The organism is Nonomuraea roseola (assembly GCF_039535395.1).
Classification (GTDB): domain Bacteria; phylum Actinomycetota; class Actinomycetes; order Streptosporangiales; family Streptosporangiaceae; genus Nonomuraea; species Nonomuraea roseola.
In genome coordinates, this window is the sequence record NZ_BAAAXC010000012.1 from 897,442 (window position 1) to 914,292 (window position 16,851).

General features: G+C 69.9%; 13 protein-coding genes. 9 read left to right on the plus strand and 4 right to left on the minus strand.

Annotation, left to right across the window (positions count from 1 at the left end; genetic code table 11):
- Positions 1-28: 28 nt before the first annotated feature.
- The 6 genes from ruvB (at position 29) to ABFX55_RS16430 (ending at position 8,379) form a co-directional block, all read left to right on the plus strand.
- Positions 29-1,045, plus strand: coding sequence for a Holliday junction branch migration DNA helicase RuvB (gene ruvB / locus ABFX55_RS16405; RefSeq protein ID WP_346121887.1), 1,017 nt, complete (start codon positions 29-31; stop codon positions 1,043-1,045).
- A gap of 339 nt (positions 1,046-1,384) precedes the next feature.
- Positions 1,385-1,750: a preprotein translocase subunit YajC gene (yajC, locus tag ABFX55_RS16410; protein WP_346121889.1), complete on the plus strand. Its 366-nt coding sequence runs from the start codon at positions 1,385-1,387 to the stop codon at positions 1,748-1,750.
- A gap of 42 nt (positions 1,751-1,792) precedes the next feature.
- On the plus strand, positions 1,793-3,604 hold the full coding sequence (secD, locus tag ABFX55_RS16415; protein WP_346121891.1) for a protein translocase subunit SecD: 1,812 nt from the start codon (positions 1,793-1,795) through the stop codon (positions 3,602-3,604).
- Between the two features lies 1 nt (position 3,605).
- Positions 3,606-4,610 carry a protein translocase subunit SecF gene (gene secF / locus ABFX55_RS16420; protein ID WP_346121893.1) on the plus strand — a complete coding sequence of 335 codons (1,005 nt, stop codon included), beginning with the start codon at positions 3,606-3,608 and terminating at the stop codon, positions 4,608-4,610.
- A gap of 870 nt (positions 4,611-5,480) precedes the next feature.
- Positions 5,481-6,002 carry an adenine phosphoribosyltransferase gene (locus tag ABFX55_RS16425; protein WP_183662167.1) on the plus strand — a complete coding sequence of 174 codons (522 nt, stop codon included), beginning with the start codon at positions 5,481-5,483 and terminating at the stop codon, positions 6,000-6,002.
- Between the two features lie 178 nt (positions 6,003-6,180).
- The gene (locus ABFX55_RS16430; RefSeq protein ID WP_183662165.1) at positions 6,181-8,379 is read left to right on the plus strand and encodes a RelA/SpoT family protein; all 2,199 of its coding nucleotides are present in this window, start codon (positions 6,181-6,183) and stop codon (positions 8,377-8,379) included.
- A 49-nt stretch (positions 8,380-8,428) separates the two neighbouring features.
- Here ABFX55_RS16430 and ABFX55_RS16435 read toward each other — a convergent pair whose 3' ends face one another.
- The 4 genes from ABFX55_RS16435 to ABFX55_RS16450 form a co-directional block, all read right to left on the minus strand.
- Complete coding sequence (locus ABFX55_RS16435; RefSeq protein ID WP_346121895.1) at positions 8,429-9,505, minus strand: PqqD family protein; 1,077 nt, start codon at positions 9,503-9,505, stop codon at positions 8,429-8,431.
- Positions 9,502-10,329 (minus strand): TOMM precursor leader peptide-binding protein, encoded by an 828-nt coding sequence (locus ABFX55_RS16440; protein WP_346121897.1) that lies wholly within the window; start codon positions 10,327-10,329, stop codon positions 9,502-9,504. Before ABFX55_RS16440 ends, ABFX55_RS16435 begins: the two co-directional genes overlap by 4 nt.
- A gap of 448 nt (positions 10,330-10,777) precedes the next feature.
- Positions 10,778-12,028 (minus strand): DUF349 domain-containing protein, encoded by a 1,251-nt coding sequence (locus ABFX55_RS16445; RefSeq protein WP_346121899.1) that lies wholly within the window; start codon positions 12,026-12,028, stop codon positions 10,778-10,780.
- A gap of 38 nt (positions 12,029-12,066) precedes the next feature.
- A complete protein-coding gene (locus ABFX55_RS16450) occupies positions 12,067-12,915 on the minus strand; it encodes a peptidylprolyl isomerase (RefSeq protein WP_346121901.1) in 849 nt (282 codons plus the stop codon).
- 139 nt (positions 12,916-13,054) lie between these two features.
- On the opposite strand from ABFX55_RS16450, the gene ABFX55_RS16455 reads away from it, so the two are divergent.
- Genes ABFX55_RS16455 through aspS form a run of 3 tightly spaced genes read left to right on the plus strand, consistent with a single transcriptional unit; the run spans position 13,055 to position 16,727 of the window.
- Positions 13,055-13,735, plus strand: coding sequence for an MBL fold metallo-hydrolase (locus tag ABFX55_RS16455; RefSeq protein ID WP_183662157.1), 681 nt, complete (start codon positions 13,055-13,057; stop codon positions 13,733-13,735).
- Complete coding sequence (hisS, locus tag ABFX55_RS16460; RefSeq protein WP_346121903.1) at positions 13,735-14,994, plus strand: histidine--tRNA ligase; 1,260 nt, start codon at positions 13,735-13,737, stop codon at positions 14,992-14,994. Before ABFX55_RS16455 ends, hisS begins: the two co-directional genes overlap by 1 nt.
- The gene (gene aspS / locus ABFX55_RS16465; protein ID WP_346121905.1) at positions 14,991-16,727 is read left to right on the plus strand and encodes an aspartate--tRNA ligase; all 1,737 of its coding nucleotides are present in this window, start codon (positions 14,991-14,993) and stop codon (positions 16,725-16,727) included. Before hisS ends, aspS begins: the two co-directional genes overlap by 4 nt.
- Positions 16,728-16,851: the final 124 nt, after the last annotated feature.

Sequence of the window (16,851 nt, forward strand, 5' to 3'; positions counted from 1 at the left end):
GCGGGGCCTGGCGAGAGAGGGTAGGAGCGTGAGCATCGAGCGAGACCTGGTGTCGCCTGACGCCGAGGGCGACGAGCTGCAGATCGAGGCGGCCCTGCGGCCCAAGCGCCTGGCCGACTTCATCGGGCAGGGGCGGGTGCGCGAGCAGCTCTCGCTGGTCCTGGAGAGCGCGCTCAGGCGCAACAGGCCGCCCGACCACGTGCTGATGAGCGGCTCGCCGGGGCTCGGGAAGACCACGCTCGCCATGATCGTCGCAGCCGAGCTCGGCGCCCCGCTGCGCATCACCTCCGGGCCCGCGCTCGAGCGGGCGGGCGACCTGGCGGCGATCCTGTCGACCCTCACCGAGGGCGAGGTGCTGTTCATCGACGAGATCCACCGGATGGCCCGCCCCGCCGAGGAGATGCTCTACCTCGCCATGGAGGACTTCAGGGTCGACATCATCGTCGGCAAGGGGCCGGGCGCGACCGCGATCCCGCTGGAGATCGCCCCCTTCACCCTGGTGGGCGCCACGACCAGGGCGGGCCTGCTGCCCGCGCCGCTGCGCGACAGGTTCGGCTTCACCGCCCACATGGACTTCTACGAGGTCGCCGAGCTCGAGCAGGTGCTGCGGCGCTCCTCCAGGCTGCTCGGCCTCTCGCTGCCCGACGAGGGCGCCCACGAGATCGCCAGGCGCTCGCGCGGAACGCCCCGTATCGCCAACAGGCTGCTGCGCAGGGTGCGCGACTTCTCCGACGTCCGCTCCGACGGCGTCATCACCCGCGACATCGCCTCGGCCGCGCTCAACCTCTACGAGGTCGACGCCGAGGGGCTCGACCGGCTCGACAGGGCGGTGCTCGGGGTGCTGCTGCGCAAGTTCGGCGGCGGGCCCGTCGGCCTGTCGACGCTGGCCGTCGCCGTGGGGGAGGAGCCCGAGACGGTGGAGGTGGTGGCCGAGCCCTTCCTGGTGCGCCAGGGTCTGCTCGCCCGCACTCCGCGCGGGCGGGTGGCGACCTCGGCCGCCTGGCTTCACCTGGGGCTGACCCCGCCGCCCGACGCCCCGTTCTGATCCCCGGCGGCAAGCCCGCCGAGCGCCACCCCGGTCACCGGCGGGCGCCCGTCCAGGGAGACGCTCACCGGGCTCACCGCTGACCCGCCGTCACGGCGCGGTCCGCACACGCTCTCGAAAGGGCGGTCACAGAACGGTTGCAAGCGTTGCAAATTGGGAACTTCCCCGCGCGCCGAAACGCTGCCTCGTTGCCGGGTTTCGCAACAACCGCCTACACTCCGTGGCTTGGCTGGCTGTGTAAGCTGACGGGCTGAGCGGCGCGGCCCTCGACGCAACGTATGGAATTTCCGGCTCGAAGCCGGTGTCATCATCTTGTATAGAAGATGGAAGGTCGCCCTCGTGAACTCAACGCTCATGAACATCCTGCCGCTCATCCTGTTGGTGGTGGTGTTCTACTTCCTGCTCATCAGGCCGCAGCGCAAGCGGCAGCAGGAGGCGCTCCAGATGCAGAACTCGCTCGCGCCTGGCGCCCGCGTCATGACCACCACCGGCCTGTTCGCCACCGTGGTCGCCATTGACAACGAGGATGTCATCCTGGAGGTCTCTCCTGGGGTCGAGACCCGCTGGGTGAAGGCCGCCATCGGCCGCGTCGTCACCCCGGTCGACGACAAGATCGCCGCGACGGCGGTCCCGGAGACGAACGACGAAGCCGACGAGACGGTGGACCGCAACGGCGATCAGGGCACCAACACCAACAAGTCCTGACTAGTCTTGCGACCGACCCCTACCTGAAAGAAACGACGACCAGTGGCCCGACCGACCAGCGGCCAGAGCAAGCCGGGGCGCACGCTCCTGGTGCTCCTGGCGCTCATTCTCGCCATGGGCGGGGCGATGTTCCTGCAGCCGGCGTTCACGCCGAAGCTCGGACTCGACCTCGCAGGTGGTACGACGGCGACCCTCTCGCCGGTCACCCCGAATGGCACTCCCCCCTCCGAGGAGAGCCTCAACCTCGCCGTCAACATCATCCGTGAGCGGGTGAACGGCACCGGAATCTCCGACGCAGAGGTCGCCAAGTCCGGCGACAACATCGTCATCTCGGTGCCGGGGGCCGGCAAGGACGAGGTCATCAAGCTGGTCGGCACCACGGCGGAGCTCCGCTTCCGTCAGGTCCTGGCCGCCGAGGCGGCCCAGCCGCAGCCGAGCACCATGCCCACGCAGGCGCCCACCCCCACCACCGGGTCGAGCGGACAGCCGTCGGGCTCACCCTCCGCAGCGCCGAGCGTTCAGCCGTCGGCCAAGGCCCCCGCGCCGAGCGCCTCCCCGACGGGCAAGGCCCTGTCGTCCGCTCTGACCTCGCCCAACCCCGCCCCTTCGGCGACCACGCGGGGCCAGTCGGAGCAGAAGGCGAACGACCCCAAGGCCAACGACGCCAAGGGCAACGACGCCAAGGGGAACGACCCGAAGGGCAATGACCCCAAGGCCACGCCCTCGGCGACGCCCAGCGCCCAGCCGAGCGGCGACCCCGCCGCCGACCCGAGTCTCGCGGGCATCGACCCGGCGCTGATCAAGCAGTTCAACGAGCTCGACTGCGCCAAGAACAGCGGCCAGGGCGTCCAGGACGACCCGTCCAAGCCGTACGTCACCTGCGACCAGGACGGCACCGCCAAGTACATCCTCGACAAGGCTGAGGTCGTCGGCGCCGACATCGACACCGCCAGCGCGGGTGTCCAGCAGACCACGGGCCAGTGGGTCGTCCAGCTGAACTTCAAGAGCGCGGGCGCCTCGGCGTGGTCGGCCCTGACCACCAAGGCCTACCAGGCGCAGGCTCCGCGCAACATGGTCGCCGTCGTCCTCGACGGCGTCGTCATCACCGCGCCGAACATCAACGAGCCGATCCCCGGCGGTCGCGCCGAGATCAGCGGCAGCTTCACCCAGGAGAGCGCCACCAAGCTGGCCGACCAGCTGAAGTACGGCGCGCTCCCGCTGAAGTTCGTGCGCAGCTCCATCGACACGATCTCCTCGACGCTGGGCAACGACCAGCTCATGGGCGGTCTCATCTCCGGCGCCATCGGCCTCGGCCTGGTGGTCCTGTACTCCCTGCTCTACTACCGCGGTCTCGGTCTCGTCGCGGTGCTGAGCCTGGTGGTGGCCTCGATCATCACCTACGAGGCGGTCGTGCTGCTGGGCACGTACGCGGGCTTCGGCCTCTCGCTGCCGCACATCATCGGCCTGGTGGTGTCGATCGGCATCACGGCCGACTCCTTCATCGTCTACTTCGAACGCATCAGAGACGAGATGAAGGAGGGCAGGCGCACCCTGCGCGCCGCCGTCGAGGTCGCCTGGGTGCGAGCCAGGCGGACGATCCTGATCGCCGACGCGGTCATGTTCATCGCCGCCATCGTGCTCTACTTCCTCGCGGTCGGCGGTGTGGCGGGCTTCGCCTTCGCGATGGGCCTCACCACGCTGATCGACGTGCTGGTGGTGTTCATGTTCACCAAGCCGTTCATCGCGCTGCTGGCGAGGATGAAGTTCTTCGCCAAGGGTCACAAGCTCTCCGGTCTCGACGCCGAGCGCATGGGGCCGGACACTGTCCGTACGACCACCCCGCAGGAGGCCTGACATGGGACTCGGGCGTCGCCTCTACCGTGGCGAGATCGACGTCGACTTCGTCGGCCGCCGGAAGCTGTGGTACAGCCTTTCGGCCTTCCTGCTCCTCTTCTCCATCGCCGGTCTGGTGTTCAGCGCCGCCACCAACGGCAGCCCGCTGAACCTGGGCGTGGAGTTCAAGGGCGGCTCGGTGTTCGCCTTCGCCGCGCCGAAGGCCACCATCGAGCAGGTCCGCGAGACCATGACCGACGCGGGCGTGCACCAGCCGATCGTCCAGCAGGCCGGCAGCGGCTGGCGGGTCACCACCGAAACTCTTAACGAGGCCAACCTCACCAAGGTGCAGCAGTCGGTCGCCACGGAGCTCGGCGTCGACTCCAAGCAGATCTCGATCACCTCGATCGGGGCCTCGTGGGGTGGTGAGGTCGCCAACAAGGCCTGGATCGGCCTCGGCGTGTTCATGCTCGCGATCATTCTGTATCTGAGCATGGCCTTCGAGCCGAAGATGGCGCTGGCGGCGATCGTCGCGCTGATCCACGACCTGGTGATCACGGCCGGCATCTACGCCTGGTCGGGCTTCGAGGTCACCCCCGCGACGCTGCTGGGCTTCCTCACGATCCTCGGCTACTCGCTGTACGACGCAGTCGTCGTCTTCGACATGATCAAGGAGGTCACCGCCAAGCTCGGCACGACCTCCAAGAAGACGTACACGATGGCCGCCAACGACGCGCTCAACCACACGCTGATCAGGTCGCTGAACACCTCGCTCGTCGCCATCCTCCCGGTGGCCGCGATCCTGTTCATCGGCACGACGGTGCTGGGCGCGGGCACGCTGAAGGACCTGTCACTGGCGCTGTTCGTCGGCATGCTGGTCGGCACGTACTCCTCGCTGTGCGTGGCCACGCCGCTGCTGGTGACGCTGAAGGAGCGCGAGCCGAAGTACCAGGCGATCGCCCGCAGGCTCGCCTCGACGGGCGGCGGCAAGAGCGGCTCCAAGCGGGCCGCGGTCGCGAAGAACTAGCTCCACCTCGCCGACGCCTCCGCACCCCGCTTCAGGGGGTGCGGAGGCGTCGACGTTCCCGCCCTCGAGCACCGCTCCTCGGACCGGTCACTCCACCCGCCTCCTGCCGAAGGCGCGCCGTGGGCCGCGCCTGCCCGCCCTCGACGCGGCACCATGTGCCCCCGGCGAAAGGCGACCGCTTCCCCGCACCCAGCCCGCCATCCGAGAGAATCCGCCTCCGCCCGCCGGAGTATCCCGACGGCCAGAGGCACCCTCGCGTTCCGGGGGAGCGGCCCGGCTCGCGTCCTCGAAGGCCGTGGCCCGAGGAGCGGTGGGGTCCCCGAACCCTGTGGTCCCGGGAGGAGCCTGTCCGGCGTCCCCGAAGCCCGGGGCCAGGAGACACCGGCGCGCATCCCGAGGCCCCGCCCTCACCCCTTCGGGGGGAGCGGCCCGCTCGCGTCTTGGAGACGGCGACCTCGCACCCCGGGGGAGAGGCTGGCCCGTGTCCCCAAGGAGGCCGTGAGCCCGCGTCGGGGGGAGGCCGCTCGTGTCCCGGGGACGGCGACCTCGCGCCATGGGGGAGCGGACAGGCTCGCGTCCCGGGATTGCGGGCGCCCGTCCGTGGGAGCGGCCAGGGTTGTGGCCGCAGGAGACCATGAGCCCGCGTCCGGGGGCGGTCCGCTCGCGCAGGGGCGCGGCTGCGCGACATCGGAGAGCACAGCGGACACGACGAGGGGCGTGAGTGCCCGCAGAAGGCTGGTGAGGGCTCTGGGGCAGGGGAGGGGGCGACTCAGGGGCGGCCGCGAGGCCGATGTCGTCGCCGGCGCGTGATTGTGGGAGGGTGGGTCGTCGGTAGAGCGGGCCACCCGCGGACAAGGGAGACAACACGACGTGAGCGAGCTGAGCCAGCTGATCCTCGACAGGATCAGGGACGTCAACGACTACCCCAAGCCGGGCGTCGTGTTCAAGGACATCACCCCGCTCCTTGCCGACGCCAAGGCCTTCGCCGCCGTGATCGACGAGCTGGCCGGCCTCTACCCGGGCGTCGACAAGATCGTGGGCATCGAGGCGCGCGGCTTCATCCTCGCCGCCCCCGCCGCCTACCGGGCCCAGGCGGGGTTCGTGCCGGTGCGCAAGAAGGGCAAGCTGCCCTCCGCGACCCTCGAGACCTCCTACGAGCTGGAGTACGGCACGGCCGACATCGAGGTCCACAGGGACGCCTTCAGTCCCGGCGACCGCGTGCTGATCGTCGACGACGTGCTGGCCACAGGCGGTACGGCTGAGGCCGCTGTGGAGCTGGTAAAGAGGGCGGGAGCGGAGGTCGTCGGCCTGGCCGTCCTCATGGAGCTGGCCTTCCTGAAGGGCAGGGAGCGGCTCACGGGAGTCGATCTCCACTCGCTCGTGATCGTGTGATTGGCGCACCGGCCGACGCGCGGGTTTCCCACCTGGATACACTGAGGGGATCTGGACTCGGACGCGAGGAGTCTGTGTGCCCCGTGAAGTGGTCGTGCCCGACGTAACCGAAGCCGGAAATTCCGATGGGGGTTCCGGCGTTCCAGCGGTGCGTCGTCGACGGTTTGGGGGTGGGGCCATGAATCCGGTGCTGGAGCCGCTTTTCAGGACGGTCCGGGCCACCCATCCCAAGGCTGACTTGCGCGTGATCGAGCGTGCCTACGACGTGGCCGCCTACCATCACCGCGACCAGAAGCGGAAGAGCGGCGATCCCTACATCACGCATCCGCTGGCCGTCGCGACGATCCTGGCCGAGCTGGGCACCGACGACGAGACGCTGTGCGCCGCGCTGCTGCACGACACCGTCGAGGACACCGCCTACAGCCTCGACGAACTGCGCGCCGACTTCGGTGACAAGATCGCGCTGCTGGTCGACGGCGTCACCAAGCTGGACAAGGTCAAGTTCGGCGACGCCGCGCAGGCGGAGACCGTGCGGAAGATGGTCGTGGCGATGTCGCGCGACATCAGGGTGCTGGTCATCAAGCTGGCCGACCGCCTCCACAACATGCGCACGATGCGTTACCTGCCCGAGCACAAGCGGCAGCAGAAGTCCCGCGAGACGCTGGAGATCTTCGCGCCGCTGGCCCACCGCCTGGGCATGAACACGATCAAGTGGGAGCTCGAGGACCTCGCGTTCGCGATGCTCTACCCCAAGCGCTACGACGAGATCGCCCGCATGGTCTCCGAGCGGGCCCCTCGTCGAGACCTGTTCCTGCAGGAGGTCATCGAGAAGGTCTCGGCCGACCTGCGCGACGCGAAGATCCGCGCGGTGGTCAAGGGCAGGCCGAAGCACTACTACTCGGTCTACCAGAAGATGATCGCCCGCGACGTGGCCTTCGACGACATCTACGACCTGGTGGGCATCAGGGTCCTGGTCGACTCCGTCCGCGACTGCTATGCGGCGCTCGGAACGATCCACGCCAGGTGGAACCCGGTGCCCGGCCGGTTCAAGGACTACATCGCGATGCCCAAGTTCAACATGTACCAGTCGCTGCACACCACGGTGATCGGTCCTGAGGGCAAGCCGGTCGAGCTGCAGATCCGCACGCACGCGATGCACCACAGGGCCGAGTACGGCGTCGCCGCGCACTGGAAGTACAAGGAGGAGGCCGGCACGCCTGGCCCCTCGGGCAAGGTCAAGCAGCCGGGCGGCGACATGGCGTGGCTGCGCCAGCTGCTCGACTGGCAGAAGGAGACCTCCGACCCTGGCGAGTTCCTCGAGTCGCTGCGCTTCGACCTGTCGGTGTCGGAGGTGTACGTCTTCACCCCGCGCGGCCAGGTGGTGGCGCTGCCCGAGGGCGCGACGCCCGTCGACTTCGCCTACGCCGTCCACACCGAGGTCGGTCACCGCTGCATCGGCGCGCGGGTCAACGGACGGCTGGTGCCGCTGGAGTCGCGGCTGGGCAACGGCGACACCGTCGAGATCTTCACCTCCAAGTCGCCCGACGCCGGTCCCTCGCGCGACTGGCTGAAGTTCGTCAAGTCGGGCCGCGCCCGGAACAAGATCAGGCAGTGGTTCTCCAAGGAGCGGCGCGAGACCGCGATCGAGGCGGGCAAGGAGGCCATCGGCAGGGCCATGCGCAAGCAGGGCCTGCCGCTGCAGCGCCTGATGTCCGGTGAGTCGCTGCTGGCGCTCGCCCGCGACCTGCGCTACCCCGACGTCTCGGCCCTCTACGCGGCGGTCGGCGAGGGGCACATCGCCGCCCAGTCGGTCGTGCAGAAGCTCGTGGCCTCCATCGGCGGCGTCGACAGCGCCGAGGAGGACATCGCCGAGACCTCGATGCCCACCAGGCTCAGCCGCCGTCCCAAGAGCGGTGGCGGGGCGGGCGTCGTGGTGGCGGGCGACTCCGACGTGTGGGTACGGCTCTCGCGATGTTGCACGCCCGTGCCGGGCGACGACATCGTCGGCTTCGTCACGCGCGGCCACGGCGTCTCCGTGCACCGCTCCGACTGCTCGAACGTGCAGCAGCTGAAGGAGCAGCCCGACCGCCTGGTCGAGGTGACGTGGGCTCCCAACGAGGACTCCGTGTTCCTCGTGGCGATCCAGGTGGAGGCGCTCGACCGGCCGAGGCTGCTGTCGGACGTCACGCGCACGCTGTCGGACCAGCACGTCAACATCCTGTCGGCGTCGGTGACCACCTCGCGCGACCGGGTGGCGGTCAGCAAGTTCACCTTCGAGATGGGCGATCCCAAGCACCTGGGCCACGTGCTGAAGGCCGTGCGCAGCATCCAGGGCGTCTACGACGTCTACCGCGTCAGCGGAGCCGCCGGCGGCTGACCCATGGCACCCGGGTCCCGTACCTTCCCCGCATCGTTACCGGTACGTACTAGGAAGATCGTGAGCCTGGCGCGGACCGAAGCGCCGTGAGCCTCCGACGGGCGAAGACCCACAGGTAGAGCGCCCAGCCGAAGGCGACGACCACGAGCGTGGCGGGCTGCGACTCGGCGACGGCCTGGCGGCAGACCGCCACCGTGATCGGGATGGTGTAGCCGACAAGGAACGCCAGCCCGAGCACCCTGCCCGCCACCAGGAACCACGCGTAGACCCGCACGCCGACCGGCTTGTCCCTGCCACGTCCGCTCTTGCGTTCGCGCAGGTAGGCCTGGGCGTCGGCCATGAGGTTCTTGTTGCCGCAGGCGTTCGCCAAGGCGTAGTAGACGTCGGTGCGCATGAAGAACAGGAACTGCCAGACGATCTGGGAGGCGCAGATGGCCAGCACCAGGCGGGCCAGGCCGTGCTCGGCCACGTACAGCGCGCAGGCGCTGACGGCGACCAGGAACAGGTCGGTGCGCATCCCCGCCAGGTGGGCGCGGTAGCGGCGGCGGCGCGGCAGCCGCCAGACGCCGGTGACCTTCGTCTGCACGACCAGGAACTGCAGGCGGGTGCCGAGCGACAGCTCGGCCCGCACGCCCAGGGAGCGGGCGGCGAGGATGTGGCTCAGCTCGTGGACGAAGACCAGCGCCCACGAGCCGACCGCGAACGACAGCGTGAAGGCCAGGCTGTCCGCCCAGACCAGTCCCGACATGCCGGTGACGATCCCCGGCCGCGCGATGACGGCCGCGACCGCGCAGAGCGTCAGCAGGGCGACGACCGCGTTGGCGACGGGGGAGAACAGCCAGCGCACCTGCCAGGGCCTGATCCTGTCCCAGAGGTTCGGCGGCAGGTCGGGCTCGCGCAGCAGGCCCACGCCGTCCAGGCCCGCGACGAAGGCCGCCACGTCCACGTCGGCGCCGTGCCGCTCCAGGACCTCCTTCCTGACCTCCTCCACCGTCCTGGAGCCGTCGAGCAGCGCCAGGACGGTCGCCGCGATGCCGGGGACGTTGACGAACGCGACCCCGTTGCCGACCACGTAGTCGTCAGGGCCGTCCTCGACGACGCTGAGGAAGGTGAGGTCCGGCCTCACCCGCAGACCTCGCAGGCCGGCAGGCGCTCGAAGGCGTGGCCCTTGGTCGTCAGGTCGAGCAGGTCGAGGTGGACGGTCCTGCCCTCGATGGCGGGCGCGCCCGTGCCGGTCAGGTAGCGGATGATCTCGCCCGCCATGAGCCCGGACACGGCGGCGCACAGCGGCCCGAAGGCGGGGATCGTACGGCCCGCGTTGTCCGCGCTCGGCAGCTCCGTCGTGCCGTACCGCCGGGCGAGCGTGCGCTCCTGGCAGGCCAGGCAGCCGGTGACGCCCGGCACCACCAGCGGGCCGACCAGGCCGACGTGCTGGTTGAATCCGCCGGTCACGAACGGCACGCCCGCCGCCACGCAGGCGGCGTTGACCCAGCGGCGGATGTGCGGCTGCGGCGTGTCGACGGTGTTGACCACGAAGTCGGCCTCCGCCAGCGGCACGTCGCAGGGGCCGGCGATCCTGCGCTCGATCTCGACGACCTCGGCGGAGGGGACGTGGGCGCGCAGCCTGGCGGCGGCCGAGGCGACCTTGGAGCCGCCCAGGTCGGAGGTGGTGTAGAGGTGCTGGCGGTGCAGGTTGGACAGCTCGACCCTGTCGTCGTCGACGAGCGTCAGCCGCCGCACGCCCGCCGTGGCGAGCTGGAGGGCGACCGCGCCGCCGATGGCGCCGGCTCCGAGCACCGTGACCCGGCGCAGCGCCAGGTCGCGCTGGGCGGCGAGGGCCCGGTCGGCGGCGTGGAACATCGACAGGAACAGCGTCTGCCTGGAGTGCCGCTCGTCGGCGGTCAGCGCCGACAGCTCCTCCTGTGTGACGAGAATTCTGGCGGCCAGCAATTGTTCGACGGCCGCGTCTATCTCGTCGGGAGTTACTCCGTCAAGGAGGCGGTAAAGCTCTGGTTTCGATCGTGGTTTTCGCGCGCAGAGCCGGAAAAGCGCGCGTAAAGGCTTTTCTGCCGATTCGAGCACCCGGCCGGTCGGCGGAAAGTCGCCGAGCCGAACCCGCTCGCGGGAGTCGTCGATGAACAGGGGAAAGACCGGATTCACCTGAATCCGAGAAGGCATGGGCCTGACTCCGGGAGAGGTGGCGTGGGGTCCCTGCCGAGACCCCACGAAACGGTTCAGCAGCTGTTGCTGTTACCCGTGGTCTCTACCTCTTCGACCGGCTTGATCTCGATCGTCATCTTGACCCCTTTCGTCGATCATCACGAGCCTTGTGATCGTAAAGAGAAAGGGGAGGAGGGGGGAGGCCCAATGACCGTGTGTGACCGGGCCTCCCGCACCCTCAGCTGAACTCGGCGAGCGTGCGCTCGGCCTCCTCCAGCCACGAACGACGGGCCGCCAGCGCCTCCTCGGCGTCCTTGACGTCCTTGGCCCGCCCCGCGGCCTGGGCCTTGCCGAGCTTCTTCTCCAGCTGCTCGATCGAGGAGCGCAGCTGGTCGACGGTGCTCTGGGCGCGAGCCCTGGCCTCGGGGTTGGAGCGCTTCCACTCCGCCTCCTCGGCCTTGCGCACCGCGTCGTCGATGCGGCGCAGGCCGCCCTCCAGGCGGTCGCGCTGCTCGCGCGGCACGGGGCCGACGGCCTCCCAGCGCTCCAGCATGGAGCGCAGCGCGGCGCGCGCGGCCCTGGCGTCGGTGACAGGAAGGATCTTCTCCGCCTCGGCCAGCAGCACCTCCTTGGCCTCCGCGTTGGCCGCCAGCGAGGCGTCACGCTCGGCGAAGACCGCCGAACGGGCCTGGAAGAACTGGTCCTGGGCGGCCTTGAAGCGACCCCACAGCTCGTCCTCGACCTCGCGCGAGGCCCTGCCCGCCGACTTCCACTGCTGCATGAGCTCGCGGTAGATCGCGGCCGTCTGCCCCCAGTCGGTGGAGTCGGCCAGCGCCTCGGCCTCGACGACGATGCGCTCCTTCTGGGAGCGGATGCCCTCGCGCTGCTCGTCGAGCCCGGCGAAGTAGGCCTTGCGCCGCTTGGCGAAGGCGGTACGGGCGGCCGACAGCCGCTTCCACAGCGCGGCCTCGGTGACGCGATCGATGCGCTCGGCCGTCTTCCACTCCTCGACCAGCTGGCGAAGGCGCTCGCCGCCGGACTTCCAGTGCGTGGTCTCCTCGGCGATGCGCTCGGCCTCGGCGACGATGCGCTCCTTGATGCCCTTGGCCTCGGCCCTGGCCACGTCGCGGGCGGCCTTGACCTCCTCACGGCGCTTGGCGACCAGCTCGGTCAGCGCGTCGAGCCGCTGGACCAGCGCGCCCAGGTCGCCGACGGCGTGCGCGTCGGCCACGGCCTCGCGCAGCTTGACGATGGTGGCCTCGGCCTGGGCGGGCGCCAGGTCGGTGCCCTTGACGCGCTGCTCGAGCAGCTGGACCTGGCCCGCCAGCTCGTCGAACTTGCGGTGGAAGTAGGCCAGCGCCTCTTCGGGCTCACCGGCCTGCCAGGACCCGACGGCCCGCTCTCCCTCGGCCGTACGCACGTAGACGGTGCCGTCGTCGTCTACCCGGCCCCACGGGTCGGTGCTCACCGTGTCCTCCCGCACTCTCATCAGACCCTTCGGGGACTACTGCCCCCAGTTGTATTACGTCAGCTCTTGGCAGAGATTGTCACGTCTTTGATTTCGACCGTCTCCTTGGGTGCGCCGGTGCCGTCAGGACCAGGAGCGATAACACCCGCCTTGTTGACCTTGTCGAGAATGTCGAGACCCTTCGTGATGGTACCGACAGGCGTGTAATCGGGGGTCAGCCCGATGTCGCCGTACACCAGGAAGAACTGGCTGCCGGTGGTGCCGGGCTCGCTCGTCTTGGCCATCGCCATGACGCCGCGCTTGTAGGCCGCGCCCTCGAGGTTCTCCTCGGCGAGCCGGTAGCCGGGGCCGCCCTGGCCGTCGGACTGGGACTTGCCGTTCGCCTTGGCGGTCGGGTCGCCGCACTGCAGCATGGGGAACTGCGCGCTGCCCAGGCGGTGGCACTTGCTGCCGTTGTAGTACTTCTTGGCCGCCAGATGCTTGAGCGAGTTGACCGTGCAGGGGGCCTTGGCCCCGTTGAGCTCGACGACGATGTCGCCCTGGCTGGTCTTGAACGTCATGACCGCGTCCTTGGCCTCGGCCTTGGCCGGCGGGAGCCCGACGTCCTTGACCGCGCCGCTGGTGTCGGGCAGGTAGCCGCACTCGCCCGTCGCGGGGTCGAACGGCTTGGGCCCCGCCGCGGCGGAGGTGGAGGGAGCGGCCGACGGCGACTCGGAGGCCGAGGAGCCGTCATTGCCGCCCAGCAGAGTGGTCGCGGCGATGACACCGCCCACGACCACGAGAACGCCCACGGACGATCCGATGACGGCGGTGCGCTTCGCCTTCGCCTCACGCTCGGCGCGACGCTGCATCTGCCGCTCGAAGTGCTCACGTGCCAGCTGCCGCTGGCGGTCCTTGCCCGTGGACACCGCTTTGCCTCCCCTATCGAATCAACTGAGGTGGGCGAATCGTATCGGCCAACCGGTAATGGTTCGCAGCCCAGCGGCCAGCACCGGTACGCTTCGGTTACATTCTCATCCGCTTTCTTGACGAGACTCAGCCGAGGCAATGCTCATCGCAGGCTTCCCCGCAGGGGCGTTCCAGACCAACTGCTACCTCGTGGCGCCCGCCGCCGGCGAGGAGTGCGTGATCGTCGACCCCGGCCAGGACGCGGTCGAGGGCATCGACGACCTGCTGCGCGAGCACAGGCTGAAGCCCGTGGCGGTCCTTCTCACCCACGGCCACCTCGACCACGTCTGGTCGGTGGCTCCCGTGTGCGGCGCGCGCGAGGTTCCCGCGTGGATCCATCCCGAGGACCGCCACCTGCTGAGCGATCCCTCCGCCGGATGGTCGCCCACCTCGAGCCAGCTTTTCGGCGGCATCACGCTGAGCGAGCCCGACGACGTGCGCGAGCTGTCCGACGGCGCGGTCGTCGACCTGGCGGGCATGGAGTTCGTGGTCGACCACACCCCCGGCCATACCAGGGGGTCGGTGAGTTTCAGGCTGCCTCCAGAGGAGATCATGTTCTCGGGCGACCTGCTGTTCGCCGGCTCCATCGGCCGCTCTGACCTGCCGGGCGGCGACTACCCGACGATCCTGCGCAGCCTGGCGGCCACGTGCCTGCCGTTGCCGGACTCGACGGTCGTCCTGCCGGGCCACGGACCGCAGACCACGATCGGCCGCGAGCGCGCCACCAACCCTTATCTCAAAGAAGCCGCGCCGCACGCCGGTCCCACACGAGGGATCTGATGACTTTCCAATCGCCCAAGGGCACCTACGACCTGTTGCCGCCCGCCTCCGAGCGCGTCCTCGCGGTCCGCGAGGCTCTTGCCGCCCCCGTACGGCAGGCGGGCTACGGCTACGTCGAGACGCCCACCTTCGAGGACACCGAGCTGTTCAAGCGCGGAGTCGGCGAGTCGACCGACGTCGTGTCGAAGGAGATGTACACCTTCGACGACAAGGGCGGACGCTCGCTGACCCTGCGTCCTGAGGGCACCGCCTCGGTCGTGCGGGCCGTCCTGCAGCACAACCTGCACAACGGCCAGCTGCCGGTGAAGCTCTGGTACTCCGGCAGCCAGTACCGCTACGAGCGCGCGCAGAAGGGCCGCTACCGCCACTTCTGGCAGGTCGGCGCCGAGGCGCTCGGAGCCGAGGACCCCGCGCTCGACGCCGAGCTGGTCGTGCTGGCATGGCGCGGCTTCGCGAGCCTCGGGCTGAAGGGTGTCAAGCTGCTGCTCAACTCCCTCGGCGACCAGGTGTGCCGCCCCGTCTACCGGGCCGCGCTGCAGGACTTCCTGCGCGGCCTCGACCTCGACGAGGCCACCCGCGCGCGCATCGAGATCAACCCGCTTCGCGTGCTCGACGACAAGCGCCCCGAGGTGCAGGAGCAGCTCGAGGGCGCGCCCCTGGTCGCCGACCACCTCTGCGCGGCCTGCAAGGCCTACCACGAGGAGGTCCGCACCCTGCTGACCGCCCTCGGCGTGCCGTTCACCGACGAGCCGAAGCTGGTGCGCGGGCTCGACTACTACACCCGTACCACCTTCGAGTTCGTCCACGGCGGGCTCGGCTCGCAGTCGGCCGTCGGCGGAGGGGGCCGCTACGACGGGCTCAGCGAGATGCTCGGCGGCCCCGCGCTGCCCAGCGTCGGATGGGCCCTCGGCGTCGACCGCACCTACCTGGCCATGGAGGCCGAGGGTCTGCTCGACGAGGCTCCGGCCGCCCGCGTCCAGGTGTACGGTGTCCCGCTGGGCGAGGAGGCGCGCCGCCGGATGTTCCTGCTCGTCGAGGAGCTGCGCACAGCGGGGCTCTCCGTCGACATGGCCTTCGGCGGCAAGGGGCTCAAGGGCGCGATGAAGGGCGCCGACCGCTCGGGCGCCAGGTTCGCGCTGATCCTGGGCGAGCGCGACCTCGCCGCGCAGGCCGTACAAGTGAAGGACCTGACCACCGCAGAGCAGACCGAGGTGCCGCTGGCCCAGGTCTCCGACGTTTTGAAGGGAAAGCTGCAGTGATTCGCACGCACAAGGCCGGTGAGCTCCGAAAGGAGCACGCCGGGCAGCAGGTGACGCTCGCGGGCTGGGTGGCCCGCCGCCGTGACCACGGCGGGGTCGTCTTCATCGACCTGCGCGACGCCTCGGGCTCGGCGCAGGTGGTCTTCCGCGAGGAGGACGACGCGCACGGCCTGCGCGGCGAGTACTGCGTGAAGGTGGTCGGCGAGGTCAGGATCCGCCCCGAGGGCAACGCCAACCCCGAGCTGCCCACCGGCGAGATCGAGGTCGTCGCCACCACGGTCGAGGTGCTGAGCGAGGCGGCCCCGCTGCCGTTCCCGATCGAGGGCAACACCGAGGTGTCGGAGGAGGCGCGGCTGCGCTACCGCTACCTCGACATCCGCCGCGCGTCGGTGGCCAACGCCATGCGCATCCGCTCCAAGGCCACCTACCTGGCCAACGAGGTGATGAACGAGCACGGCTTCGTCTACGTCGAGACGCCGACGCTCACCCGCTCCACCCCCGAGGGCGCGCGCGACTTCCTGGTGCCCGTACGGCTGCAGCCCGGCAACTGGTACGCCCTCCCGCAGTCGCCCCAGCTGTTCAAGCAGCTGCTCCAGGTCGGCGGTCTCGAGCGCTACTACCAGCTGGCCAAGTGCTACCGCGACGAGGACCTGCGCGCCGACCGCCAGCCCGAGTTCACCCAGATCGACGTCGAGATGTCCTTCGTCGACCAGGAGGACGTGATCGGCATCGGCGAGGCGCTGATCGGCAGGATCTGGAAGGAGATCCTCGGCTACGAGATCCCCACGCCGCTGCCGCGCATGACCTACGCCGACGCGATGGCCCGCTACGGCTCCGACAAGCCCGACCTGCGCTTCGGCCAGGAGCTCGTCGACGTCACCGAGTTCTTCAAGGACACCACCTTCCGCGTCTTCCAGGCCGACTACGTCGGCGCGGTCGTCATGCCGGGCGGCGCCTCGCAGACCCGCAAGGAGCTCGACGGCTGGCAGGACTGGGCCAAGTCCCGCGGCGCCCGCGGCCTGGCCTACGTCCTGGTTCAGCAGGACGGCACGCTCGGCGGTCCCGTCGCCAAGAACCTCTCCGCCCAGGAGAGCGAGGGCCTGGCCGGTTTCGTCGAGGCCAAGCCGGGCGACGCCATCTTCTTCGCCGCAGGCGCCCGCAACGCCTCGCGCGACCTGCTCGGTGCGGCCCGCCTGGAGATCGGCCGCCGCTGCGGCCTCATCGACGAGTCGCAGTGGTCGTTCCTGTGGGTCGTCGACGCCCCCATGTTCGAGGAGGACGGCGAGGGCGGCTGGACTGCCGTCCACCACCCCTTCACCGGGCCCAAGCCCGAGTGGGCCGACAACTTCCAGGACCACCCGGGCGAGGCGCTGGCCTACGCCTACGACATGGTCTGCAACGGCATGGAGATCGGCGGAGGCTCGATCCGTATCCACCGCGCCGAGATGCAGCAGCGCGTCTTCGACGTGCTCGGCATCTCCAAGGAGGAGGCCGAGTCGAAGTTCGGCTTCCTGCTCGAGGCGTTCAAGTACGGCCCGCCCCCGCACGGAGGCATCGCCTACGGCTGGGACAGGATCTGCATGCTGCTGGCCGGCGGTGAGTCCATCCGCGACGTGATCGCCTTCCCGAAGACCGCCTCCGGCTTCGACCCGCTGACGGGCGCTCCCACGCCCATCACGGTCGACCAGCGCAAGGAGGCGGGGGTCGACGCCAAGCCCAAGGCCGAGGCGTAGACCACCCGAGACGCCCACCCTACGACTGCGGCCACGTCCCCAAGGGGCCTCACCGCAGTCGTAGGGTGGGCCCTGGGGAACGCCTGAGGGGGCTCGCCCGAAGTCTCCGAGCCCCCCTGGCACA